Here is a 25,265-nt window from a genome sequence, read left to right as displayed (position 1 = left end):
AATTCGCGCGGACCAAAGCATGACGGCACAGCCGCAGCTAGGGGCGTTGAGGCTCAAACCACCGGAAAAGCCGGATCAAGCCTCAATTGCCGAGCGTGATGTTGGCTTCCTGAATGATCGCTGCGAATTTGTCCGATTCCGAACGGACGAAGGCGCGCAGCTCGGCATCGGTCATGCTGCGGGACACGATGCCCTGGATCGCCAGTTTCTCCTTGATGTCGGCCCGCTGCATGATCTGCGGCATCACCTCGGCGAGACGGGCGAGGATCGGCGGTGACGAACTGGCGGGCGCGAACATCGCAAACCAGTTGAGGAGCTCGTAGCCGGCCAGTCCCGGAGCGTCGCTGAGCGGCGCGACATCGGGCAGTTGCGGCATGCGCTCGCGCGAGGTGACGGCGACCGCGCGGATCTTGCCGGCCTGGATCAGCGGCAGCGCGGCGGCGAGACTAGAGAAGCTCATGGTGACGGCGCCGACCGCGACGTCGGTCACCGCCGGCGCTGAGCCGCGATAGGGCACATGCTGGACATCGGTGCCGGCCATCTTGTTCATCAGCTCGCCGGCGAGATGCTGCGGATTTCCGACGCCCGAGGACGAAAAGCTCAGCTTGCCCTTGTTGGCCTTGGCGTAGGCGATCAGGTCCGCCGGCGTCCGCACCGGCGATGCGTCGGCCACGACCACCACACAGGGCACAATTCCGGCGAGCGCGACCGGCACGAGCTCGGTCTCGGGCTGATAGGTCATCTTTTCCTTGTAGAGATGCTTGTTGACCGCGATCTCGCCGGAAGCCGCCATCAGCAGCGTGTGGCCGTCATTGCCCGCCTTGGCGACAGCCTGGGCCGCGATCATGGCGGCCGCGCCGGCGCGGTTCTCGACGATCACGGGCTGCCCCAATACCTCCCGCATCGGATCGACCACGAGCCGCGCCACAAGATCGACGCCGCCGCCGGCCGGATAGCCAACGAGAATGCGCATGGTGTGATCGGGATAGGTCGATTGTGCCAGTGCCGAGCGGGCGCCGGTGAGTGCGGCGGCGCTGGTGGCGATGAACAAACGCCGTGAGATCATGGTTATGTCTCCCAATGGCTTTGGATTAGCGAATGCGCGTAGCGGATTAGCGACAGCGTAATCCGCCGTCCGAACCAACTACAAATGGCGGATTACGTCTTCGGCAAATCTAATCCGTCCTACGGCCCTTTTTTTTTGTTTGAGTTTGCCATGGGGTCTCCTCTAATCGTCGAAGCGAAACGCTACAATTTCCGGCTCTACACCCTCAAATACAATTCGTATTGATTCACCATTGCTGGTGATCGCCTCGAAGTTTGATGCCGTTGGCGGCAACGCGTGGCAAGCCATTGATCGCCAATCAAGCGGTCGAGCAAAACTGATAGTATAGTCGCCCGTGCCATTGTCGGTAACGGACGAAACGTTGTGGCTGTCAAGTAACACCATACCGGCCGGCCGAAAGCGAACAAGCGTCGGCAGATCGTCCTTAGCAACAACGCCACGCGGAAACTTCAACGGTTGCGACGGAGGGGCATTGATAAAAATATTGTTGTCGCCTTTGATTGTATAGCTGATGGTTGGGTTATCTTCGGCCATCCTCACCGACGGCGCGGGCGGAGCTTCCGGCTCATCGATAGGGCCAAAGTTTTTCTGGAAGTCGCGCCTAATGTAACGATATAGGATAATCAGAACCAAGCCTGCCAAGGCCATAGCAGGCACATACTCGGCAAGTTGCGCGATTAGGCTCATCGCAGCGCTGCCGTAGCCGAGTCGAGCGAGTTCCTTCGTCGCCCAAGCCTTGAGAAGATCGCCGAAGCTCGCCTTTCCGATCTCAGCGAGAATCCAGACCGCCACGACAATGACGAATGGAAACTCGTCAGAGTGACCTCTATGCCTGCGCATCAACAGCCTCCCGCCGCGCTAAACCGCCTCTAGCGCTAGTGGCGGAAACCCCCATGCACTCGATTTAAGGCTCGTGGGGCGGATTGAGCCGAAGGCGTAATCCGCCGTGCCGCATCGATAGCAGGTGCGGCGTGCGCGTGAAACAGCGTCCCAAAAAATTGGAGCGCGCCACGGAATGCGCATTGATTCGGCGAGCGGCGATATTCGGGCGTTACCGCCCCTGTGCGACGAATTACGCCTTCGGCTCAATCCGTCCTACGGCCCTATTTTTGCCGCCAGTTCCGCGGCGTTTCCCGCTCAGGCATCGTGGAGGGGGCCTGAAGCCTACCCTGCGCAGCGTCGCCAAGCCAACTCGTCCACCTATCGATGAAGCTCTCCGAATCCAGGCTCTCCATTGGCCAAGCCAGCTGATATTCGGACACGCCATTCCACAAGGCTTTTGCCGAGACCATACCGGGGTCTGCCATGAACGGACGCATAACTGTGGACTTACCCAAGAGAGGCGACATCATAAATGCGATTTCGACCCACTCGAACCGACCGACCTCAAGGGCGTCGCAATACCACAACGAGTGGCTTCGGCCTCCATAGTCGTATCGGTCTCGCGGAATGCGTACGATGATCCCCGAATGTGCGATAACATCAAACTTTGGAGCCTCCCATTCCCATGGCGACGCCGGCGTTTCGAACAGTGGCCCCAATTCTAACTGTGCTTCGCCGAGGCTAATTGTTGCGCCGTCAAGCTTGCCAGACCTGTCTTGCGTTGCGCTGGGTACAGCCTCAAGAACGGCGTCAATCAACTCCTCCTGCACGCTTTTCAGTATTGATGAACCGTCGCGGAAAAGGTCCTTTCGCAGTTCAGCCATGCTGCGCTTCTCGGATGCCATTCGTTCACTCTCGCTTCGTCGCACAACTTCTTGCAGATGAAAGTCGCCTAATTTTGCTAGTCCCCATGATGTTCGCTGCTGTTGCGAACGTTCAAGACGAGCAAGCAGGTTAGCCGCTAAGGGTCGGGCGCCGGGAGCTTTGAACAACATCTCGCTGACAAGTGCACGAAGCGCAGAAGTCCCGCTCTTCAGTGCTGGCACGTCAGAATGAAGATGCTGTTCTCGATAGTCCTCAAAGTTGGGCCCGAGAAATGGGCGAGCGCCGGTAAGCATCTCAAAGGCCATTACTCCGAGCGAGTAAACGTCAGTGGCGCCTGTGGCCCTTTCTGATCGCCAGCGTTCCGGCGCAGCGTAAGGAGCGGTCATTGCGTGCTTCTGGGTATCAGGTGACGTCGTGGCGGCGGCATATCGCGAGATGCCGAAGTCAGCCAAGCACCATTGACCGTCCAACAAAAGAACGTTCTCCGGCTTTAAATCTCGATGAACAACTCGGCCATCTAGGTCGGAAAGTGCTATCGCGATTTCACATAAGATTGTCGTCGCATCGGTTGGGCTTAGCGCTCCGCCTGCGCGATCGAGATAAGCGCGCAAAGATTCCTTGGCGCGAGGCATGACAAGCGCCCAAAAGCCTCCGTGTTCACCGCTATCAATGATTGGCACAACCCGACGTGCACCGCCTAAGTCCACGAACAGCATTTCTCGCTCGGCGCCTGGCGCCTTACGAACCAGCTTGATTACGGCCTGCTTGCCTGCCGCATTCGTTGCCTCAAAAACTTGACCAAAACCTCCTTCCCCAATCGGAGCGCCCATGGTCCATTGTTGATTGAGTGTTACGATAGTCACGGACGTACCCGCCTCGGTTCTAGAATCTCACCAATGCTACCTTGGCGATCTCTCGAAAGCTATGCCCATAAGCTGTTGCGGAAGGCTATTCTCAGGTTTCCAACCACAGCGCGTAGAGCGTACTAGCGACAGCGTAATCCGCTGTCCGAACCGAAGACAAAGGGGCGCATTACGCCTTCCGCCTTCGCTCCTTGAGCTCGGGCGGACAAGTCCGCTGACCAGCCACCACCGGGCTGCTTCGGCCGCCCTTCCAAATAAGTTCCGATTTACGGAAATTGTGCTTGACAACTTCGTCAAATCAGAATATATCGGTTTCGTCTCATCCCTTCACGAGGGGCGTATCGCGATCGTCACGGACGTGGGGTGGGCTGCGGTGGACGCGATGTTGCGCTTGACGGGCGCAGCAGAGGCGTACGGCGAAAGCGTGTGGTCCTGGCGCCCGTAACGGCGTCAAGTCTTGCGGAGCGATCTGCGAGGCGACGGTGGCAATAGAGGCCGTCTCACCGGGGAGAGCGCGTCATAAGCCGTAAAGCCATTGCGCAGGGGATGTCGGATGTTCTCCGCTGCCCTGTATGCTCATGTGCAGTGTTCTTTGCACTATTCGCACATGAGACCGCGGGTGCAGCGCGCATCCGGCATTCCCTGCTCCCTTGTTTTGGGAGGAACAGCATCAACCACTCGGGCGCTTTGCGTCGCGAGATCGCGAAATCGTATCTGGAATTTGGGCGCCGTCATTGCGACCCGTAGGCTCGCAATGACACCCTGGCTGTTTGAAAACTAAATCTGAAGAGGGTCACTGCATCGAGGCCGCAATCTTCTCCGCCGACATCAAAACCGGAAAATTGGTGTTGGCGCAGGGCACGACCGGGAAAATCGAGGCGTCGACGACGCGCAGGCCCTGCACGCCCTTGACGCGGCCCTCGGTGTCGACGACCGACATCGGGTCGTCCGGCCGGCCCATGCGGCACGAGCACGAGGCGTGCCACACGCCGATGGTCCCCTTGCGCACAAAGCTCTCCAGCGCCTCGTCGTCGTTGATCACGTCGTCGAACGAAAATCCTTCGACCACGAAATTGTCGATCATGTAATGGCGCAGCGCCGCCGGGCCGTCCATCAGGGTGGCGGCGATCTTGGTGAGGATCCTGTTCTTGTTGTTGACGACGCCGATCTTGCGCACGCGGTCGGTATAGGAGGCAGGGAAGGGCTTGTCGGTGACCGCCCTGACGGCGTCACTCATTTGCACCGCCGCCATCTTGCGGAAACCGCTCATCAGGCGATCGAGGTCGCGCCGGTCAGACAACAGGTTGAACTCGACGATCGGTTCAGCCGCCGGGTCGCGCGATGCGAGCTTGACCTGTCCGGTCTCGGAATAGGTCTTGTTGACGAACGTCAGCGCCGAGCCGATTTGCTCGCCGACCGCATGCCAGGCCGATTTGCTCAGCACCACGACGAACATGTCGCCTTTGGGCACGCCGGGCAGTCCGGACGAATAACGCAAGCCGACCTGCATGTGACGCCTGGTGTGCCCGTTCATGCGCGCGCCGCGGCGGACAAAGGAGGACAGCGAAATCGAGGGATGATCCATCAGGCGCTGGCCGACACCTTCAAGCCCCATCAGCACGGGAATGCCCATGTCCTTGAGGTGACCGACCGGGCCGATGCCGGCGCGCAACAGATGCGCCGGCGAATGGATGGCGCCGCTGCACAGAATGATCTCGCGGCCGCGGAATTCCTGCTCCTTGCCGTCGACGAGGGCCTTCACGCCGACGCACTGCGTGCCTTCGAACAGCAATTCCCTGACCTGCGTGTTGGTGGAGATCGTGAGATTGGCGCGCTTGCGCGTTTCGCGATCGAGGTAGCCCATCGCGGCCGAGACGCGTTGCTCGGCCTGATTGGAGTGCGTGACGGGGAAATAGCCGTCGACGAACTCGCCGTTCTGGTCCGGCAGGAATTGATGGCCGGCCTGCTGAAAGGCGTCAGCGAAAGCCTGCGAATGCTTCGTCCAGTGCTCCCTGGGGATTCGTCGCACCGGGATGCGGCCGTCCTTGCCATGGTACGGTCCGTCGAAATCAAGGTCGCGCTCGACCTTCTTGAAGTAGGGCAGCACGTCCTTCCAGCTCCAGCCGGTGGCGCCCCGCGCGTCCCATTCATCATAGTCGGTCGGTGCGCCGCGGTTGGCCATCTGGCCGTTGATCGACGAGCCGCCGCCCAGCACCCGCGCCTGTTCGTATTTGCGCAAAGGCGGACGCCCCTCGTTGGGATTGTTATGGCTGACGATCTGCGTCGTGACCTTGAGTTCGGTCCAGTGGAAGCGCGGATCGAAATAGGCGGTGCCCGGATAGCTGTCCCTGATCTCGGCGGGCTCGTTGCCGGGCGGGGTGTCCTGTCCGGCTTCGCACAGCAGGACCTTATTACTACTTTTCGCCGACAACCGGTGCGCCATGACCGAACCTGCCGAGCCGCCGCCTACGATGATCGTGTCATACACTTTGGCATTCCCTCTATTTTTTTGTTCTCTTGTTGATCTCGTCGTTGCCGGGAGGCTAGCGCAGCTCCGCGCCCGGGTCACGCCGGCAGAATTAGCCCTCTCGCAAGATGATGTCGGCGCAGACACCGGCTGATTGCACGACGCCGGTGTAGCCGCCGAAACCGGCATAGGCGGATGCCAGATAAAATCCTGATACCGCCGTGCGCGGCGAGCGGAACGGATTGCTCCAGGCCGCCTGTGGCGGGGTCGGCGCAAAGCCGTAAACCGCGCCGTCAGGCGCATTGAGATACTGCCGCACCGACAGCGCGCTGTTGAACGAGGACGCGACGACGGCTTCCGAAAGCCCCGGATAGATCGAGGCGAGGTAGCGCACGATCGCCTCCTGCCAGCGCCCGCGCTTCTCGCGATAGGCGTCCATGTCGGAGGCGTCCCAGTTCGACAGCAAATCGGGGCCGAGGATCGAGAGCACATAGGGCGGCGCCGGCACGCCGGAATCGATCGCGGCATAGTCCACCACCGACATCGGCGGCATGCGCTCGCCGGGCTCTTCCGCCATCAGCGCGGCGCCTTGCGCGTAGTCGCTCAATCGCTTCATCCAGGGCGGCAGCAATTGCGTGGAGTAGGCGGCGATCCCGAATTCGCGCGGCGGTTTTTTCAGGCCCAGCGTCAGCGCGAACAGCGACGCCGAGGGCGCCTGCCGGGCATAAGTTTGCTTAAGTCGTTCGGCGGCGTCCGCTTGCATCAGGGGTTCGAGCGCCGCGGGCGCGGCATTACCGATGATCCGTGCGCATTGCACGGTCCTGGGATCGCTGCCGTCCTTAGCGGTGTGGGTGATGGATTTTGCGTCATTGCCCAGCGCTATGGCGCTGACGACACGGCGCACCAGCACTTCGCCGCCGGCCACCTTGATGGCCCGCGCCAGCGCGCTGGAGAGCCGCTGCGAGCCGCCCTGCACGTAGCGGCCGCCGCTCTGCAGATAGCTGCCCTGCGCCATCGCGAAATAGATCCACCACAGCGTGGTGGGGTCGTCGTGGAAATAGGACAGGTTGGCGGCGAGCGCGCATTTGACGGCTTCATTGTCGCCGAATACGCGGTCGAGCTTTTGCGACAGCGACAATTGCCAATCCGCGGCGTCAGGCAAAAGCCTGATCAGGGCGCCGAGACGGTCGCGCGGGGTTTCCGTCGCGTCGTCGCCTTGCGAGAACCGGTCCATGATGCCGACGATGTGTTGCATCTCGCCGAGCAGTTGATCGATGCCGGCGCGGGCCTCCGGGAAGCGCTCGGTCAACGCGCGGCGCGCGGCGTCGAAATCGTCGGGCATCAGGAACGGCTGATCGAGCGGGCCGCCGCGCGCCTGGTAAAACGCGCCGGACGGAATCCATTTGACGGCGTCGATCACGCCGGCACGCGTCAGCACGTCATGTTTGGGGTCGCGCGGGTCGTGCGGGTTGCTGGTCTCGTGCAGCGATCCCTCGACAAAGAGCTCGCCGGATTTGTAGCTCGACGCCGCGCCGCCGACGGAATTGCTGCGCTCGACCACCAGCACCTTGCGCCCGGCGCGCGCCAGGATCGCTCCGGCCGTGAGGCCGCCAAGGCCGGCGCCGACAATTACGATATCATAACGCGCCATTCAGCCTGGAATCCTGCAACCCATGACGGACGATTGCCGCTCGGCTGCAGCATGTCAAATGCGCTGACCGCATGGAGCGGTGCGCTTAAAGCCGCCTTCAGGGATTTAGAAAGGATCGAGGAAGGAACGGCTGAAAACCGCTATTTCCAGGCCGATTTGTCGATGTCCCAGCGCTGGCCCTTGAATTCCCTGGCGAGCGCCTCGACCGAACCATTGTCGTCCTCCGGCTCGCCGCCTTCCTCCTCGCCGCCGGCGCCTTCGGACAGGTTCAGCTTGGGACCTGCGCCTTCGTCGATGGTCGACGTCACCGGGCTCGAGATCCACAGCATCAGCCGGTCCGATGCGCCGGGCTTGTCGGGCGAGACGAGCCCGGTGACCTCGACGCTGTCGGTGAGGCCGAGCGCCGGGTAGATCTCGCTCGGCCGCTTGAAGGTCAGCGTCAGCTTGCCGGTGTTGGCGTTCCACGCCGCACCCGCCGCCTTGGCCGCGAGCGTCTTCGACAGCACCGCGGATACTGCGGCGGCGACCTTGTCCTTGTTGATCTTGTCGCCATCGCGCCAGTCGGCGGCGGCAAAACGAATGGTGCGGTCCATCTCGACGATGCCGGTGGTCCATCCCGCGGTGACCACGCCTGGTGTCGACTTGGCTTTGGCGATCAGCGCCGCTGACCGCTCCGGATCGGCGGTGAGATTGATGGTCTGCTCGCCGGCGCGGAGCGCGTCGCAGGAAATCGACAGGCTGCTCAGGCCGAGCTCGACCTCCTGGCCCTTCAGGCTCTTGAGGAAATCCAGCGCCGCATCCAGCTTTATCCGCACGCCGATCGATTCCGGCGACACCTCGGTGAAATCCTTTGGTGCCGGCGTGATGCCGTCATCGGTGGTCTGGTTGTCCAAAAATTCCTTCTCGCTGAGATCGGAATTGTCGGTCGAGGCCACTTCCGTCACCGCCTGACCGATGGTGATCCGGCCGCGGAATTCGAAGCCGTCGGCGCTGGCCTTGCGCGCGAGGTTCACGGTGACCGGCAGCTTGTCACCGAGGCTTTGCGTCGAGCCGGTCAGGTTGGCCCCGCTGACGGTGAGGTTGGCAACGAAGCGGTCCTTGCGCTCGGAGCCCTTTTCGACGGGGTAGCAGACGTCGAGCACGGCCGCGGTGACGGTTTTGCCCTGGCGGATCTCCTTGAGGACCACGTCGGCGTTACCGCTCATCAATCCGTCGATCGAGGTGAAGTACCTGACTTCGCTGCCGCCGGGTGCCGGTGCTGCCTTGGAGGGGAGTTTCATCTGGGCAACAGCCAGGTCCGAGGCCGTCACCAGACTGAACAGGCATAGCAGGAGTGCGCGCATGGGAATTCCTCAAGGGAGAGAATCAGCGTCGTCGTAAGTAGCAAACCTCCCAGTCATTTCCCCAAAAAAGAAGGCCGCCCGGAGGCGGCCTACTATGTTTGTTGGCATTGGTCGGCGGGGCTTAGAAGCCCATGCCGCCCATTCCACCCATGCCGCCGCCACCGCCAGGCATCGGCGGGGCTGGCTCCTTCGGCAGCTCGGCGACCATGGCTTCGGTGGTCACCAGCAGGCCGGCGACGGAGGAAGCGTCCTGCAGGGCAGTGCGCACCACCTTGGCCGGGTCGATGATGCCCTTGTCGACCATGTCGACATACTGCTCGGTCTGGGCGTCGAAGCCGAAGGTCTCGGACTTGTTCTCGAGGATCTTGCCGACCACGATCGAGCCCTCGACACCGGCGTTCTCCGAGATCTGGCGAACCGGAGCTTCCAGCGCCTTCAGCACGATGTTGATGCCGGCCTGAACGTCGGAATTGTCGTTCTGGATGCGGCCGACCGCCTTCTTGGCGCGCAGCAGCGCCACGCCGCCGCCCGGCACGATGCCTTCCTGCACGGCCGCGCGGGTTGCGTTGAGCGCGTCCTCGACACGGTCCTTCTTCTCCTTGACCTCGATCTCGGTCGCACCGCCGACGCGGATCACCGCGACGCCGCCGGCGAGCTTGGCAAGGCGCTCCTGCAGCTTCTCGCGGTCGTAGTCCGAGGTGGTTTCCTCGATCTGCGCCTTGATCTGGCTGACGCGGGCTTCGATCGCCGGCTTCTTGCCGGCGCCGTTGACGATGGTGGTGTTCTCCTTGTCGATCACCACCTTCTTGGCGCGGCCGAGCATGTTGACGGTGACGCTTTCCAGCTTCATGCCGAGCTCATCGGAGATCAGCTGACCGCCGGTCAGGATCGCGATGTCTTCCAGCATCGCCTTGCGGCGATCGCCGAAGCCCGGCGCCTTGACGGCGGCGACCTTCAGTCCACCACGAAGACGGTTCACCACCAGCGTCGCCAGCGCCTCGCCCTCGACGTCCTCGGCGATGATCAGGAGCGGGCGGCCGGACTGCACCACGGCTTCCAGCACCGGCAGCATCGCCTGCAGGCCGGAGAGCTTCTTCTCGTGCAGCAGCACGTAGACGTCCTCGAGCTCGGCGGTCATCTTTTCCGCGTTGGTGATGAAGTAGGGCGACAGATAGCCGCGGTCGAACTTCATGCCCTCGACGATGTCGACTTCGGTCTCGAGCGACTTGTTTTCCTCGACGGTGATGACGCCTTCATTGCCGACCTTCTGCATCGCCTGCGCGATCATCTTGCCGATGGCGGCATCGCCGTTGGCCGAGATGGTGCCGACCTGGGCGACTTCGGCGGAGGAGGCGACCGGCTTGGCGCGCTTTTCGATGTCCTTGACCACGGCCAGCACCGCGATGTCGATGCCGCGCTTCAGATCCATCGGGTTCATGCCGGCGGCAACCGACTTGGCGCCTTCGCGCACGATCGCCTGGGCGAGCACGGTCGCGGTGGTGGTGCCGTCACCGGCGGTGTCGTTGGTCTTGGAGGCGACTTCGCGCAGCATCTGCGCGCCCATGTTCTCGAACTTGTCCTCGAGTTCGATCTCCTTGGCGACGGTAACGCCGTCCTTGGTGATGCGCGGGGCGCCGAAGCTCTTGTCGATCACGACATTGCGGCCCTTCGGGCCGAGCGTCACCTTCACGGCGTTGGCGAGGATATCGACGCCGCGCAGCATGCGATCGCGGGCGTCTCCGGCGAATTTAACGTCTTTGGCAGCCATTTGGATTTACTCCTGAAAATGAACCCTCATCCTGAGGAGCGGCCACTTGGCCGCGTCTCGAAGGATGAGTTTGTGAATGTCGGGCCCTTCGAGACGGCAGCTTCGCTGCCTCCTCAGGGTGAGGGAGGCGGTGCTTAAACCAGCACGCCCATGATGTCGGATTCCTTCATGATAAGGAGTTCCTCACCGTCGAGCTTGACCTCGGTGCCCGACCATTTGCCGAACAGCACGCGGTCGCCGACCTTGAGGTCGATCGGGATCAGCTTGCCGGCTTCGTCCCGGCCGCCCGGGCCGACGGCCGTGATTTCGCCCTGCGAGGGCTTTTCCTTGGCGCTGTCGGGAATGATGATGCCGCCCTTGGTCTTCTCTTCGGCGTCGATACGCTTGACCACGACGCGGTCATGCAGTGGGCGGAATTTGGATTTGGCCATGAGGTTTCCTCTTTGGAAGGCTTGGTTTCAGGTCTGATTGCCATCAAAATGGCTGCTAATGCCGGGTATTCGACACCGTCCCGGGCAGGACGGCCAAACTCCTTACTTGCCTTAGCAATCGTCGCATTTGAGTGCTAATGTGTGGCCGGGGGAATATGGCTTGGCGCCGATCCTGTCAAGCAAGGGGGTTAAGGCTCAAAAAAGGTTAAGGCCTTGGTGAGGCCAATATAGGATGCTCCCTGAGAAACCAAATCGGAGCGACGGCGTAATTTGATGGACGTCATTGCTCTGGCACGTGTTTTACGGTTGGCTGCAGGACGGGTGCGGCCAAAAACTTGCTTTGGGGGAATGCGATGATCGGGTCCGGTAATGCGCGCGTGGTTGCCAATCTGGCGATCGCCTCAGCGCTCACGATACTCCTGGGGGCGTGCAGCAGCATGAGCCTGCCGTCGCTGTCATCAAGTTCCGCGCCTCCGCCCGAGCCGGGCGTGGCTCCCGACATGCCGGCCACCATCCGTTCCGACGAGATCGTCGGCCGCTGGGGTCTCGCCTCGTACCAGAATCCGAACGACCGGGCCCGCACTGAAAAGATGGCCCGCGATCAGTGCCGGCAGCCTTATGTGATCACCGCCGGCACCTCCGGGGGCGTGGTCATGCATCTGGCCGACCAGGCGACCCCGCAGGAACTGCGCCTCAAGGGCTCTCCGAGCGGCAAGAATTATATCGGCCCGGCCGGACCGACCCCCGGGGAACAGGACCGCGAGATCGTCTCGTTCGACGGCCGCGTGCTGGTGACCCGCTTCGTCGACAAGGATGCCGGGGTTCGTTACGGCAACATGGTCTATGTCCGCTGCGCGCCGCGCGCGTAAGCCGACAAAGCCTTAACCTCATCCGCAATAAAAAACGCCGGCTTCGCGCCGGCGTTTTCTTTTTCTCGACATGACGTTGCCGGACGTTGCCGCCCGGCGCGCCGGAACTCTTAATCGAACAGCGCGTCGATGTCGTCCTGCGAGGCATGGCCGACGTCGCCGTCGAGCTTCGGACCGTTAAGCAGTTTGGCGTCGCCTTCGCGGGTGTCGACGATCGGGGTCGCGTGCGCCTTCAGCGCGTCGACGCCACCCCAGATGTCCATCATGACGTTGATGTGGTTCTCGATGAACTTCATCGTGGTCATCACCTTGCTGATGCGCTGACCGGTGAGATCCTGGAAGTTACAGGCTTCGAAGATCGCGATGACGCGTTCCTGGATTTCCTCGCTGAGCAGCTTCTGCTGGTCCGGCGAAGTGTTCTTGGACAGCGCGGTCGCCGCCTGGTCGATCGCCTCGGTGGCTTCGAGAATCTGCTGCGTGGCCTGCTCGGTACCGCCGACGACGGCGCCGAGTTCGCCATTGACCTTGGCCATTTCGCCGCCGTCAAAGCTCTTGCCGTGCAGCGTTGCGATTTCGCGCTTGGTGCGGTTGATGGCGTCGTGAATGAGGTCGAGTTCGACCTTGAGCTTTTCGCACTGCTCGATCTGGGCACGATAGGTTTCCAGCAGCGCCTGGGCTTCGGCGACCTCACGCGCCACCGACGCTTCCGCCGATTCAGTCACAACGGCGCGGCCTTGACCGCCCGCGGCCATCTGGGCGCGGATCGAGCGCAGCTCGCTCATGATCTCGCGATGCATCGGGCCGATGTCGCCGCCTTCGGCAGCCGCGGACACCGGTATTGGCACATCGCCCAGAATGGCCTGTTCGATACGAAAACGTTTGCGACTAACCGACATGATGTATTCCCACCCCTTAACTCCGTGACCTGTTTTAGACAGATGCGATTTAACGTGAGGTTCACGCGGGGAACACATCGCGGCGTAGTCTTCAGCGAGGCGCACACCAGGGATTAACCATGCGTGCGCGGCGTTCACTCAAAATAAACGCTACCGGGCAAATCAGCGCGCAATCGGCGACGTGGTGAATCGAAACGCCGTTTCTGTTTACCAAACCGATGTGGTTTTGACCCTTTATTGACCACGTGCAACGGCGCCGCTCAGGCGTCGCCAAGATCTAACAGTGACGAAACAGTACAGAGTACGTCGATGTTCAGAAAAATGTCTCTCGCGCTCCTTGCGGGCGTGTCGTGCCTTGGCTTCTCCGATTCTGCGTTGGCGATCGACGCCTCTCCGCTCGCCGAACCCACCGTGATCTACGCCAATCGGCCCGCGCAGCCTGCGCCGGTACGCACCGCCTCTGCCGAGCGTTCGCAAATGGGCGGCGGCTTCATTGAATTCCTGTTCGGCGACGGGCCGGCGCAGGGCGGCCGCTATCAGCAACAGCCGGATTACCAGCAGCAGCCGGGCTACGGATATGGCGGCCGGCGCGGCAGTCTGCCGCCGATGGATCCGCAACAATCGATGCGTCAGCAGCAGGAAGAGGCGCTCGAGCCGGCACAGCGCCCGGTGGATCCAAAGTACAACAAGCAGGTTGTCGACTATCACGGCAAGGAAGGTGTCGGCACCATCGTCGTCGATACGCCCAACAAATTCCTGTTCCTGGTGCAGGGCGACGGCAAGGCGCTGCGCTACGGCATCGGCGTCGGCCGCCCCGGCTTCACCTGGTCCGGCGTCAAGACGATTTCGGCGAAGAAGGAATGGCCGGCCTGGACCCCGCCGCCGGAAATGCTGGCGCGGCGTCCCGATCTGCCGCGGCACATGGAAGGCGGTCCGCAAAATCCGCTCGGCGCCCGCGCAATGTATCTGGGATCGACGCTCTATCGCATCCACGGCTCCAACGAGCCCTGGACCATCGGCACCAACGTTTCGTCCGGCTGCATCCGGATGCGCAATGAAGACGTGATCGATCTCTACGGCCGCGTCGGCGTCGGCGCCAAGGTCGTTGTCATCTGAGATTCTGCGAACCTACAAAAACAAACGGCCGCTCGATTTGAGCGGCCGTTCTCTTTTTCAGACGTGACGTCGTTCAGGCTTAATCGTCGTCGCCGCCGCCGTCACCATCGAAGCCGTCATCCATGTCGTCATAATTGTCGTCGTTCGATGTGTCGTCGAACAGCCCCGTGCGCGAACTTCCGGACGAGCCGATGTCGTTGGCGCCGGCCTCCCGCGCCAGATCGCCGCCGGCTTGATCGCTGCCGCCCGGCCGCCGGTCTTCGACGCTGCCGCGATGACCACCGGAATCGCCGCCGAAGGCCGCCTGCTGGTTGCCGCCGCCCATCATCGAGCGGATGCCGCCGAGCAGCATCGATCCGCCGACCACGCCGGCCGCTGCTGCCGCTGCTGTTCCAAGGAACGAGCCGCCGCCCCCGCCGCCGAGCGGCGGCGGCTGTTGCGCGCCACCGTAGGGTTGACCGTAGGCCGGTTGCTGCCCGTAGCCGGGCTGGCCGTATTGTCCGGGACCCTGTTGACCCTGCGTCTGCTGCACCACCTCGCCGCTGTTCCAGACCGGGCGGCCGCCCATGCCGGGCGAGCGGACGTTGGGCACCGAGCCGCGCGGCTGGCTCTGCCCGAAGATGGTGTCGCGCATCGAATCGAGGAAACCGCCGGGTTGATTCTGTTCGCCCGCGTGTCCGCCTTCCAGTTGCTGGATGCGGTCGTTGGCGCGCTTCAGCGCCTCGTCCTGCACCAGCGCCGTCTGCACCAGCGCATAGACGGCATTGGGCGCACCACGCAGGCCCTGCACGATCGCGGACATGGCTTCGGGATCGCGCGGGGTGTTCTCCAGCTTGGCAAGGCGGTCGAAAAGATCGTCGATCAGTTGGCGTTCTTGCGGTGTCATGGCGTTCTCCATCGCGCCCGGTGCCTCGAAGCGCGGGGCAGATGTAGGGCGGGGTTTGTGTCGCAAGTAGTGGGAGAGCAGATTAAATTTCTGTATGCGACAAAACGACCGGCCGGTTTATTGAGCAAACTCAAGCCAGTGTAACATTGTTCCTTGCCAGCAGCGGCGGCAATTGCGCGCCGGCGAGAAACGCATGCTCGCTTTCGCGCTGGGTGGTCAGGGGATCGAGGCTGAGGAGGGTTTCGTCGACGAAGCCCGGATGACACATCACGAGCCCGCCCTCCGGCATGCCCTGCAGGAATTGTCCCATCAGGACGCCGAAATCGGGCTCCTTCGTAAAATCATAGGCGCCGGCAAAGGCCGGATTGAAGGGGATCCCGGCCTTGGCGGCGAGCCTGCGAAACCGCGAGCTAAGGACATCGAGCAGCAGCGCCTTGGGCGCGGCGAGCCGTTTGGCCAGCGGCTGAAACCGGCCGCCCTGGCGAACCCAGGCTCCGGGCGCGGCCTGCTTCACCGCGCGCAGAAACGCATCGCGAACCTGCGGGAAGAGCTGCGCATGCTGATGGCAGTCGACGAAATCCGGCGGGCGGCCGAACAGATCCTGGAACGCCGCCAGCTGATCGATCAATTCGGCATGGATCATTTCGGGATCGAGCCGCCGCAACAGGCCCGATCGCAGCATCGCCGGCAGCGGCAGAAACATGCCGCCATCGGTGGGCCTGAAGTGCATCGTCAGCGGCCGGAACGGCGCGGTCAGCGTCGCATGCAGGCCGATGGCACAGCGCGGGCTGCCGGCGGCGGCGTCCTGCAGCGCCGTGACCTCACCGCGGCCGATCGCCTGGCCGACCACCATCACCGATGTCGCATTGAGGCGGCCCTGGCCGATCAGCTCGCGAATGGCGCGATTGACGCCCTCGCTGATCCCGTAATCATCGGCGCACAGCCAGATACGGCGCGGCGGCGCGGCATCGTTCATTCCGCGGCGGTCCGTTCGGGGCTGGTCCGTTCAGAGGCGCTTGCGGTGGCCGTTTCGTCCGCGTGCTTCTCGGAATGTTCGGCGACGAAATAGATTGGACGGGCTTTCAGCTCCGACAGGATCTTGCCGATATATTCGCCGACGATGCCGATCATGATCAGCTGCACGCCGCCGATCGTCATCAGGCCGATCACGAGCGAGGGATAGCCGGGGACCTGCTTGCCGGTGGTCAGGACTTCCCAGAGAATGGTCAGGCCGAACAGAAAGGCGCCCACGGCGAGCAGCACGCCAAACAGGCTGGCAAAGCGCAACGGCGCTACCGAGAACGAGGTCAGCCCCTCGATCGACAGGCCCACCAGCCGGCCGGCGCTGAAGGTGGTTACGCCATGCGCGCGCGGCGCCGGCTCATAATCGACGCGGATCTGGCGGAAGCCGATCCAGCTCGCCAGACCCTTGAAGAAGCGATTGCGCTCGGGCAGCTGCTTGAGCGCTGCCGCGGCGCGCGGCGATAGCAGGCGGAAGTCGCCGGCATCCTCGGGGATTTTTTGCCGTGCGCCGTAATTGATCAGCGCGTAAAAGCCGTGCACGGCTAGACGCCGCAGAAACGATTCATTGTCGCGATGCGCCTTCGCCGTATAGACGACGTCGTAGCCGTCATCGATCCAGTGGCTGACCAGCTTCTCGACCAGGGTCGGCGGATGCTGGCCGTCGCCGTCCATGAACAGCACCGCGCCGCGCCGCGCATGGTCGAGCCCCGCCATCAAGGCGGCTTCCTTGCCGAAATTGCGCGACAGCGACACCACCTGAACGTCGAGCGCGTCGGCCTTCAGGGTGCGCGCGATGCTCAGCGTGGTATCGGCGCTGCCGTCATCGACATAGACCACTTCGCTGGCGAGGCCGTAACGCTGCCGCAATGTCCTGGCGAGGCCGATCAGCCGCTCGTGCAGCAATGCGAGCCCGGCGGCCTCGTTATAGACAGGCACGACAATCGACAGCCCTCGCGCCGCGGCGCTCGCCGCGGTGGTGGACAGGCCGGAAACGTCAGAGCCAAGCGTCATCGATCAGGTTCCAAATCATCCATATGTTTTGAGCATGATCTCTTCGGAAAACCGGTGTCCACTTTTCCGGATCATGCTCCCAACAGCATATGTTACTTGCCACTAGCTGTCGCTACGATGAACGAAAACAGGAGCCGCTTTGAAAACCCAGCCGCCTTATTGTCGCAGGAACGCCTCGAGCCTGGCGAACAGCGGGTTTTCCCGGTCGAGCACGTAGTCGAGGGCAGCCACCGAAACCGTGTCGGCGCCGTGTTCGCGCAGGAAGCTGCCGAGCGCGTAAAGCTTCGACGGCGGGCAGTGCAGCGTCAGCATGCCCGACGAGGTCGGGCCGCCGAACGGCGCGACGACACCGAAGCGGTTATGCGCCTCGGTCAGCAGCCTGTCGTTGCAGCCGGCAAAGCGGGTGCGGACTTCGCGATATTTGCTGGCGCGGGCGCGAGCTGCGATGTGATCGAGGATGACGCGCGCGGTCTCGCGCGCCCCGCTCGACCAGTCGGCGTCCTTTGAGGCGACGAGGTTGGCCTGGCTGCGCAGGATCACGCCGTCGTCGAGCACCTTGAGGCCGTTGGCGACCAGGGTGGCCCCCGTCGTCGTGATATCGACGATCATCTCGGCGGTGCCGACCGCGGGCGCGCCTTCGGTGGCGCCGGCGCTCTCGACGATGCGGTAGTCGACCACGCCATGCGTGGCAAAGAAGTTTCGGGTCAGGTTGATGTATTTGGTCGCGACCCGCATGCGCCGGTTATGCTGCGCGCGGAAACCCGTCGTGACGTCGTCGAGATCGGCCATGGTGCGGACGTCGATCCAGGCCTGCGGTACCGCGACCACGACATTGGCGCTGCCGAAGCCGAGATTGTCGATCAGCAGCACGCGCTTGTCGGCGTCCACGATGCTTTCGCGCAGGAGATCTTCGCCGGTCACGCCAAGATGCACCATGCCGCGGGCGAGCTGCGAGGCAATCTCGCTCGCCGAGAGATAGGCGATCTCGACATTGTCGAGCCCGGTGATGGTGCCGCGATAATCGCGCGCCCCGCGCGGCTTGGCGAGGCTGAGGCCGGCGCGCGAGAAGAACGCTTCGGCTTCTTCCTGCAGGCGGCCCTTGGAGGGAACGGCGAGAACGAATGGCGCGGTCATGATGCGTTCCCGACCGGTTTGCGGAGTTGCGTCAGGGCTTCGATCCAGACCGAGAAGCCGACCGCCGGGATCGGCGCCGCCGAGCCGAGCTGGGTCATCAGCCCGTCGTAGCGCCCGCCCGCCACCAGCGGCTCGATGCCGTTACCCTTGCCGTGCAGTTCGAATTCGAAGCCGGTGTAGTAGTCGAGGCCGCGTCCGAAGGCGGTCGAAAAGCGCGTCAGGCTGGTGTCGATGCCGCGCGCGGCCATGAAGCCGACGCGGCTTTCGAGCTGATCGATCGCCGCCGTCAAATTGAGTTTGGTGTCCTCAGCCAAGGCGCGCAGTTGCGCCACCGCGTCATCGGGATCGCCCGCGATGGCCAGAAAGCGCTTGATGGTCGTGAGCGCGTCGCGCGGCAGCGCGCCGCTCTTCAGCGTCGATTGTTCGAGAAAGCGGTCGGCGATTTCGGCAACGGTGCGGCCGCCGACATTGGTGGTGCCGGCGATCGACATCAGGTCGGTGACCAGCGCCAGCGCGGCCTTGCGGTCGGAGCCGGCAAGGGCCGCCAGCACGCCTTCATATTCGTTGCGGCCGGGGGCGGTCGCCAGTGTCAGCTGCTCGATGTCCTGGGTGAGGCTGACCTTGCGGTTGAAATCCTTGATCAGCCGCCGCTTCCAGACCGGATAAAGCTCGAGCGCATCGATCAGCGCGGTGAACAGCGCGACGTCGCCGGTACGGATTTCGACATCGCTCAGGCCGAATGCCGAAGTCGCCTCCAGCGCCAGCGCCAGCATTTCCGCATCCGCCGCGGCGCGATCCTGTCGGCCGAAGGATTCGATGCCGGCCTGCAGGAACTGGCTCGGCTGGCCGTCGCGATAGCGGAACACCGGCCCGAGATAGCTGAAGCCCGCGGGCTGGCCCGCACGCCCCGAGGCCAGATAGTCTCGCGCCACCGGAATGGTGAGATCGGGACGCAGGCAAAGCTCCTCGCCGCTGGCGTCTGATGTCAGATAGAGGCTCTTGCGGATGTCCTCGCCGGAGAGGTCGAGGAATGGCTCGGCCGGCTGCAGGATCGCGGGTTCCGCCTGGACGTAGCCGGCCTGCGCAAACGACAAAAGCAGCGCGTCTGCCCATGTGGCGGACCCGGCGGCACCATCGATGGCGGCGGTTACGGTCATTTCGCGTCCAAATATCCCGAAAAACGGGTTCCAAGAGGTATCGAGCGTTTGTTGGCGGAGGCCTTAGCATGGCCCGGGCAGGGTTTCGACAGAGATTGGTGTCGTCGCTTAACGCGGGGTTCAATGAGGCTTAACGGCCTGGCTCCTGTCCCGGTCCGGCCCAGTCGCCGAGCGCGGCCTGCACCAGCGCCAGCGCCGCGACGCCCGCGGTGTCCGCGCGCAGGATCCGGGGGCCGAGCGAAAGCCGCAGCGTTCGCGGCTGGCGCAGCAGCAGCGCGCGCTCTTCCTCGGCAAATCCGCCTTCGGGACCGATCAGGATGTCGATGCCGCCGGCCGCCGTTAACCCGTTTTGCAGCGCCTGCAGCGGCGAGGTGGTTTCCGCCGCCTCGTCGCAGAAGACCAAAAGGCGCTCCGGCTGGCGCTGGCTCAGAAAGCGATCGAGTGGCATCGGTTCGGCAACATCGGCGAGACTCAGGATGCCGCATTGCTCGGCGGCCTCGATGACATTGGCGCGCATCCGCTCGCCATTGACCCGCGAGACCTGGGTGAAACGCGTCAACACCGGTTGCAGCTTTGAGGCGCCCATCTCGACCGCCTTCTGCACCATGTAGTCGAGCCGGGCATGCTTTAACGGCGCAAAGACGTAGGCGATGTCGGGGAGCCGATCCTGTGGCCGGTTCCGGATCAGGATCTCAAGGCTGTCGGGCCGCTTTCGCCCGAAAATCTGCGCCTGCCATTCGCCGTCGCGGCCGTTGAACACCAGGATCGATTCGCCGGCGGAAAGCCGCAGCACGTTGCCGAGATAATTGCTCTGATTGCGCTCCAGCGCGACCCTTTCGCCCGCGCTCAAGGCGGCATCGACGAACAGGCGGGGGGCACGAAAATCGAGTTCAGGCATCTGTGATTGTTCCGTTTCTCGCCCGTTTTAGCCTAAAGGGTTAGAATCCGGGGACAATTTAATGATTCGGTGCGGCCCAGCGCCGCGCTGCCGCCTAAATCCACGGGTTGTTAAGGGCCGGCAGGAATCGTAAAAAGCCCGCGTCGGAATTGTGCTTCGATCGGAAGTCGCCCGGGCCCTGCTGGACCTTTGCCGGAGAAACACCTTTGATAATCCGCCGTCTCATTGTGCCCCTGACGATTGCCGTCGTGACCATTCACGCGGGGCAGGCCTTTGCGCAGAGCGCATTTCCGGCGCCACTGCCCGGACAGGCTGCACCCGCAAGCAACGCATCGCCGTTCCCGCCGGTGAACGGCGCAGCCCCCGCGGCGTCGGTGGGTGGTTCGCCATTCCCGGCAACCGGAGCCGCCCCTGTGGCGGGCGCGGGCGGGGGCTCGGCATTCGACCGTGGACCGCCGCCACAAGCCGGCGGCGCGGCGGATGCCTGCATGAAGGCCTTCGTCCCCTTGCGCGAGGAGGCCGAGAAGCGCGGCAAGATGATCAAGGCCGCGAGCGATCGCAAGGCGTCGCCGGACGAGGCCTGCAAGCTGATCGGCAGTTACAGTGCGGCCGAAGTCAAGATGATCAAATATGTCGAGACCAATTCGGCGAAATGCGGAATTCCGCCGCAGATCGCCGAGCAGCTCAAGAACGGCCACAAGAACACCGAGAAAATGCAAAAGCAGGTCTGCACGGTCGCGCAGCAGGGAGCCCAGGCGCAGCGCGCGGCCGCGCCGAGCCTGAGCGAAGCGCTCGGCTCTTCGGCGGCGCTGCCCGAGGCGCAGACCGTTCGCAAGGGCGGCAGCACGTTCGATACGCTGAACGGCAACGTTCTCACGCGATGACCGCCTTCCGATGAGCGACGTCACGGCCCGCGTTGCCGACGCCACCGGCAACTGGGTCGATACGCGCGCGCCGTCCTGGTCGCGACCTTATTTGCGTCTCTCCCGTTTCGACCGGCCGATCGGCTCCTGGCTGTTGTTGATGCCGTGCTGGTGGTCGGCGGCGCTGGCCGCCGGCATCGCGCGCGATACCACTCAGTTGCTGTTCGTCATCGTGCTGTTCTTCATCGGCGCCTTCGTGATGCGCGGGGCGGGGTGCACCTGGAACGACATCACCGATCGCGACCTCGATGCCAGGGTCGAACGGACGCGGTCGCGGCCGATTCCGGCCGGACAGGTGAGCGTGCCGCAGGCACTTGCGTGGCTGGTGCTGCAGGCGCTGATCGGGCTCGCCGTGTTGCTGCAGTTCAACCGCTTCGCGATTATGACCGGCATCGCGTCGCTGATCATCGTCGCGGTCTATCCCTTCATGAAGCGCATCACCTGGTGGCCGCAGGTCGTGCTCGGCCTCGCCTTCTCATGGGGCGCCTTGATGGGATTTGCGGTCACGCTCGGACGCATCGATCTGACCGCGCTCGTGCTCTATGCCGGCTCGATCGCCTGGGTGATCGGCTACGACACCATCTACGCGCATCAGGACGCCGAGGACGACGCGCTGATCGGCGTCAAATCGACCGCGCGTCTGTTCGGCGCGGCGACGCATCGGGCGCTGGTCGTGTTCTATTCACTGGCGGTGGTGCTGATCGGCGTCGCGATGGTGCTGGGCGGGGCGCGATGGCCGGCATGGATCGGGCTGGTCGCGTTTGCGGCCCATCTGGTCTGGCAAATCCGGCGGCTCGACATCAGTGATCCCGCGCTGTGCCTGCGCGTCTTCAAATCCAACCGCGATGCGGGGCTGCTGCTGTTTGCGGGACTGCTGGTGGATGCGGTGATACGCTGAAGCGTAGGATGGGTAGAGCGAAGCGAAACCCATCATCTTGATCTTCCGTTCAGCGGTGGGTTACGCCTTCGGCTAACCCACCCTACGAAAACAATCTCAATCCCTTGCGATGATCTCGCGCTCGCCCTGATGAATATTCGCCGGGTTGAGCAAATCGCCGGCGCGGCGGCGCACCAGAAATTTCGGGCGGCGGGCGCGGATCGCGTTGTGGCGGCGGCGGCGCTGGGCCGGATCGCGGCGCTTGTCTTCCGGCAATTGCGGAAGCGCGAAGATATCGCTCCACATCTGCCAGGCGGAAGTGATTTCCTCGGCATCGGAACTGACGCCAAGCGGAATGTTCAGTGAGGGATCGCGATGCACCAGCACCAGCATCTGCGCGTCGTCGAGACCGCGCAAAGCCACGCCGAGGAAATCGCTGACGCGAACATTGACGGCCATCTGCATGCCCTTGACGGCACGGCGCAGCACGACGCGTTCGCGGTGAAGTTCGATCTGCCGCACGCCGCCGTCGGCGCGGGTGTCCTGCGCATCGAAGCGGAGCGGAAGGGAAAGAGGGTCGAGCCGCAATGCGCGGCCCGACCCGGCGGGATTGATCCCGCTTGTTGCTGTTTGACGCCTCACGGCTTTTTAGTCTCCCCGCCGGAATTATGTTCCCGGTCGATGTGTGAGACCTTAGCCGAGCGGTTTCCGTTTCGGCTTAAAAAGGCTGGTTAACCCGAGGTCACCGGCGCCGCTTCTGCTCGCATGATTGACAAGACCTTGGCACGCATGATTGACGAGTCCTTGCTTTGAAGCCGAAAATGATTGGCTTTTGAGGCGTCAAAATGCTTGAAATCCCCGTGAATCAGGCACATCTGATGGGTCGGCTGATTTGCGTCCCAACTCGCTTCAATGTCAGGGATTTTGTTTGTGAACTCTTCACCATCCAAGCCTTCATCTTCCGCGACCTCCGACCTGTTCGACCAGTCGGCGCTCTCGACACTGGCGCAGCAGCTGGTCGAGGCCGCCAAACGCGCCGGCGCCGATGCGGCTGATGCGGTCGCGGTGCGCGGCGTCAGCCAAGGCGTCGAAGTGCGCGATGGCCGCGTCGAGGAATCCGAGCGCTCGGAAGGCGACGATGTCGGATTGCGCGTGCTGGTCGGACAGCGCCAGGCCGTGGTCTCGACCAACGACATCAGCGGCGATGGCATTTCGAAACTGGCCGAGCGCGCGGTCGCGATGGCGAAGGTCGCACCCGACGACAAATATGTTGGTCTCGCCGATCCTTCACTCCTGGCACGCGAGTTCGCCGATCTCGACCTGCTCGATCGCACGGTTCCCTCGACTTCCGAACTCGAACGCCGCGCCGTAGAAGCGGAAGCCGCGGCGCTTGCGGTCAAGGGCGTGACGCGATCCGGCGGCGCGTCGGCATCGAGCGGCATCGGCGGCATGGTGCTGGTGACCTCGACCGGGTTCCACGGCTCGTATCTGCGATCGAGCCAGGGCATCTCGATGACCGCGATATCGGGCGAAGGCACCGGGATGGAGCGCGACTACGACTACACGTCGGCGCCGCATGCCTCCGATCTCGCCGCGCCCGAAAGCGTCGGCCGCAAGGCGGGCGAACGCACGGTGGCGCGCGCCAATCCGCGCAAGGTCGAGACCTGCAAGGTGCCGGTCGTGTTCGATCCGCGGGTCTCGGGATCGCTCGTCGGCCATCTCGTCGGCGCCGTCAACGGCGCCTCGATCGCGCGCAAGACCAGTTTCCTGAAAGACCGCATGGGTGAGCAACTGTTCGCCAAAAACATCCGCATCATCGACGATCCGCTGCGGGTGCGCGGATTGCGTTCGCAGACCTTCGATGCCGAGGGCGTCACGGTGAAGAAGCTCGCGATCATCGACGAGGGCGTGCTGACCTCGTGGCTGCTGGACACCGCGACCGCGCGCGAACTCGGACTGGTCACGACCGGCCATGCGCATCGCGGCGTATCGTCGTCGCCGTCGCCGGGATCGTACAATCTGCACATGGAGGCGGGCGAGCCGACACCGGCCGAACTGATCTCCGATATCAAGCAGGGCTTTTACGTCACCGATTTGATCGGCTCCGGCGTCAACGGCGTCACCGGCGATTACAGCCGCGGCGCGTCCGGCTTCTGGATAGAGAACGGCGAGATCACCTATCCCGTCAGCGAAGTGACTATTGCGGGCCACCTGCTGGCGATCTTCCAGTCGCTGACTGCAGCCAACAATCTGGAATTCCGCTATGGCGTCAATGCGCCGACGGTGCGCATCGAGGGTTTGACGCTTGGCGGACGCTGATACTCTGGGCACGACAAAGGCGCGCGACGCCGCGCTGCTGACGGAGACGGTGCGGGAGGCGGGGGCGCTGGCGCTGTCGTTGTTTCGCACTGAATTGAAGAACTGGACCAAGGGCGCCTCGTCGCCGGTGTCGGAAGCCGACATCGCCGTCAACGATCTCGTCGAAAGCCGGTTGCGCGCGGCAACGCCGGATTATGGCTGGCTGTCGGAAGAAAGCGTCGACGACGACACGCGCCTCGGCAAGAAACTGGTCTGGATCGTCGATCCCATCGACGGCACCCGCGCCTATCTGGCCGGCCGCGAGGACTGGTGCGTGAGCATCGCGCTGGTGGCCGATGCCACGCCGGTGCTGGCGGCGGTGTTCGCACCGGCGACCGACGAATTCTTCTTCGCGGTACGCGGGCAGGGCGCCACGCGCAACGGCAAGCGCGTGCTGGCGACCGCAGGCACGGATCTGGATTTTTCCCGCATGGCCGGCCCCAAGCCGCTGGTGCAGCGGCTGAGCCCGTCATCCGATGAGATCACGCTGTTTCCGCGAATCGGCTCACTGGCGCTTCGGCTGTGCCGGGTCGCCGACGGCAGCCTGGACGCCGCTTTTGCGGGCGGCCAGAGCCGCGATTGGGACCTTGCGGCGGCGAATTTGATCGTGCACGAAGCCGATGGTAGGATGACGGCGCTCTCGGGGGACACGATTGAGTATAATCGCCGGGAGGTGACGCACGGGGTGCTGGTGGCTGCGGGACTTGATCGGCATGCACGCATTGTCGAGCATTTTCGAATCCGTCCGCTGCCCTGAACACACCGGATCTGCCCCACGATTCGTCACGCCACTCATCACGCGATACGCCTCAACAACCTTG

General features: G+C 63.3%; 22 protein-coding genes. 6 read left to right on the top strand and 16 right to left on the bottom strand.

What is annotated here, in order from left to right; genetic code table 11:
• Nucleotides 1-82: 82 nt before the first annotated feature.
• The 8 genes from JQ575_RS34505 to groES all read right to left on the bottom strand — a co-directional run bounded on the left by JQ575_RS34505 (nucleotide 83) and on the right by groES (nucleotide 11,296).
• Complete coding sequence (locus JQ575_RS34505; protein ID WP_212037683.1) at nucleotides 83-1,066, bottom strand: tripartite tricarboxylate transporter substrate binding protein; 984 nt, start codon at nucleotides 1,064-1,066, stop codon at nucleotides 83-85.
• Nucleotides 1,067-1,228: 162 nt separating this feature from the next.
• Nucleotides 1,229-1,906 (bottom strand): hypothetical protein, encoded by a 678-nt coding sequence (locus JQ575_RS34500; protein WP_212037682.1) that lies wholly within the window; start codon nucleotides 1,904-1,906, stop codon nucleotides 1,229-1,231.
• Nucleotides 1,907-2,169: 263 nt separating this feature from the next.
• Nucleotides 2,170-3,636 (bottom strand): serine/threonine-protein kinase, encoded by a 1,467-nt coding sequence (locus JQ575_RS34495; RefSeq protein ID WP_212037681.1) that lies wholly within the window; start codon nucleotides 3,634-3,636, stop codon nucleotides 2,170-2,172.
• 793 nt (nucleotides 3,637-4,429) lie between these two features.
• A complete protein-coding gene (locus tag JQ575_RS34490; protein ID WP_212037680.1) occupies nucleotides 4,430-6,124 on the bottom strand; it encodes a GMC oxidoreductase in 1,695 nt (564 codons plus the stop codon).
• Nucleotides 6,125-6,215: 91 nt separating this feature from the next.
• Nucleotides 6,216-7,754: an NAD(P)/FAD-dependent oxidoreductase gene (locus JQ575_RS34485; RefSeq protein ID WP_212037679.1), complete on the bottom strand. Its 1,539-nt coding sequence runs from the start codon at nucleotides 7,752-7,754 to the stop codon at nucleotides 6,216-6,218.
• A 140-nt stretch (nucleotides 7,755-7,894) separates the two neighbouring features.
• Nucleotides 7,895-9,097, bottom strand: coding sequence for a hypothetical protein (locus JQ575_RS34480; protein ID WP_212037677.1), 1,203 nt, complete (start codon nucleotides 9,095-9,097; stop codon nucleotides 7,895-7,897).
• A 121-nt stretch (nucleotides 9,098-9,218) separates the two neighbouring features.
• Complete coding sequence (gene groL, locus JQ575_RS34475; protein WP_192738882.1) at nucleotides 9,219-10,865, bottom strand: chaperonin GroEL; 1,647 nt, start codon at nucleotides 10,863-10,865, stop codon at nucleotides 9,219-9,221.
• Nucleotides 10,866-10,999: 134 nt separating this feature from the next.
• A complete protein-coding gene (groES, locus tag JQ575_RS34470; RefSeq protein WP_192738881.1) occupies nucleotides 11,000-11,296 on the bottom strand; it encodes a co-chaperone GroES in 297 nt (98 codons plus the stop codon).
• Nucleotides 11,297-11,649: 353 nt separating this feature from the next.
• Between groES and JQ575_RS34465 the strand changes: the two genes are divergently transcribed.
• Nucleotides 11,650-12,165, top strand: a complete 516-nt coding sequence (locus JQ575_RS34465; RefSeq protein WP_212037675.1) for a hypothetical protein — start codon at nucleotides 11,650-11,652, stop codon at nucleotides 12,163-12,165.
• A gap of 110 nt (nucleotides 12,166-12,275) precedes the next feature.
• On the opposite strand, the gene JQ575_RS34460 is transcribed toward JQ575_RS34465, so the two are convergent.
• Nucleotides 12,276-13,061: a protein phosphatase CheZ gene (locus JQ575_RS34460; protein ID WP_212037673.1), complete on the bottom strand. Its 786-nt coding sequence runs from the start codon at nucleotides 13,059-13,061 to the stop codon at nucleotides 12,276-12,278.
• Nucleotides 13,062-13,370: 309 nt separating this feature from the next.
• On the opposite strand from JQ575_RS34460, the gene JQ575_RS34455 reads away from it, so the two are divergent.
• Nucleotides 13,371-14,177: a L,D-transpeptidase gene (locus JQ575_RS34455; RefSeq protein WP_212037672.1), complete on the top strand. Its 807-nt coding sequence runs from the start codon at nucleotides 13,371-13,373 to the stop codon at nucleotides 14,175-14,177.
• A 79-nt stretch (nucleotides 14,178-14,256) separates the two neighbouring features.
• Here the strand turns inward: JQ575_RS34455 and JQ575_RS34450 are convergent, their stop codons facing one another.
• The 6 genes from JQ575_RS34450 to JQ575_RS34425 form a co-directional block, all read right to left on the bottom strand.
• Nucleotides 14,257-15,063, bottom strand: a complete 807-nt coding sequence (locus tag JQ575_RS34450; RefSeq protein WP_212037670.1) for a DUF2076 domain-containing protein — start codon at nucleotides 15,061-15,063, stop codon at nucleotides 14,257-14,259.
• Nucleotides 15,064-15,193: 130 nt separating this feature from the next.
• On the bottom strand, nucleotides 15,194-16,039 hold the full coding sequence (locus tag JQ575_RS34445) for a ChbG/HpnK family deacetylase (RefSeq protein ID WP_212037668.1): 846 nt from the start codon (nucleotides 16,037-16,039) through the stop codon (nucleotides 15,194-15,196).
• Nucleotides 16,036-17,097: a glycosyltransferase family 2 protein gene (locus JQ575_RS34440; protein ID WP_212037667.1), complete on the bottom strand. Its 1,062-nt coding sequence runs from the start codon at nucleotides 17,095-17,097 to the stop codon at nucleotides 16,036-16,038. The genes JQ575_RS34445 and JQ575_RS34440 overlap by 4 nt, the downstream gene beginning before the upstream one ends.
• Before the next feature lie 156 nt (nucleotides 17,098-17,253).
• Entirely contained in the window at nucleotides 17,254-18,231 is a 978-nt protein-coding gene (gene hisG / locus JQ575_RS34435; RefSeq protein WP_212037665.1) for an ATP phosphoribosyltransferase, read from the bottom strand.
• Complete coding sequence (locus JQ575_RS34430) at nucleotides 18,228-19,388, bottom strand: ATP phosphoribosyltransferase regulatory subunit (protein WP_212037663.1); 1,161 nt, start codon at nucleotides 19,386-19,388, stop codon at nucleotides 18,228-18,230. The genes hisG and JQ575_RS34430 overlap by 4 nt, the downstream gene beginning before the upstream one ends.
• Before the next feature lie 130 nt (nucleotides 19,389-19,518).
• Nucleotides 19,519-20,286, bottom strand: coding sequence for a 16S rRNA (uracil(1498)-N(3))-methyltransferase (locus tag JQ575_RS34425; RefSeq protein ID WP_212037662.1), 768 nt, complete (start codon nucleotides 20,284-20,286; stop codon nucleotides 19,519-19,521).
• A 209-nt stretch (nucleotides 20,287-20,495) separates the two neighbouring features.
• On the opposite strand from JQ575_RS34425, the gene JQ575_RS34420 reads away from it, so the two are divergent.
• Entirely contained in the window at nucleotides 20,496-21,170 is a 675-nt protein-coding gene (locus JQ575_RS34420; protein ID WP_212037708.1) for a hypothetical protein, read from the top strand.
• Nucleotides 21,171-21,180: 10 nt separating this feature from the next.
• Nucleotides 21,181-22,107: a 4-hydroxybenzoate octaprenyltransferase gene (ubiA, locus tag JQ575_RS34415; protein ID WP_212037660.1), complete on the top strand. Its 927-nt coding sequence runs from the start codon at nucleotides 21,181-21,183 to the stop codon at nucleotides 22,105-22,107.
• A gap of 96 nt (nucleotides 22,108-22,203) precedes the next feature.
• Here the strand turns inward: ubiA and JQ575_RS34410 are convergent, their stop codons facing one another.
• Entirely contained in the window at nucleotides 22,204-22,728 is a 525-nt protein-coding gene (locus tag JQ575_RS34410; protein ID WP_212037658.1) for a DUF6101 family protein, read from the bottom strand.
• Nucleotides 22,729-22,998: 270 nt separating this feature from the next.
• On the opposite strand from JQ575_RS34410, the gene JQ575_RS34405 reads away from it, so the two are divergent.
• Together JQ575_RS34405 and JQ575_RS34400 are read left to right on the top strand one after the other, a co-directional pair.
• Nucleotides 22,999-24,405, top strand: coding sequence for a TldD/PmbA family protein (locus tag JQ575_RS34405; RefSeq protein WP_212037657.1), 1,407 nt, complete (start codon nucleotides 22,999-23,001; stop codon nucleotides 24,403-24,405).
• Nucleotides 24,392-25,201: a 3'(2'),5'-bisphosphate nucleotidase CysQ gene (locus JQ575_RS34400; RefSeq protein ID WP_212037655.1), complete on the top strand. Its 810-nt coding sequence runs from the start codon at nucleotides 24,392-24,394 to the stop codon at nucleotides 25,199-25,201. Before JQ575_RS34405 ends, JQ575_RS34400 begins: the two co-directional genes overlap by 14 nt.
• The last annotated feature ends 64 nt before the right edge of the window (nucleotides 25,202-25,265 follow it).

It is taken from the genome of Bradyrhizobium sp. JYMT SZCCT0428 (assembly GCF_018131075.1).
GTDB lineage: Bacteria > Pseudomonadota > Alphaproteobacteria > Rhizobiales > Xanthobacteraceae > Bradyrhizobium.
This window is presented reverse-complemented; position numbering and strand designations above follow the sequence as displayed.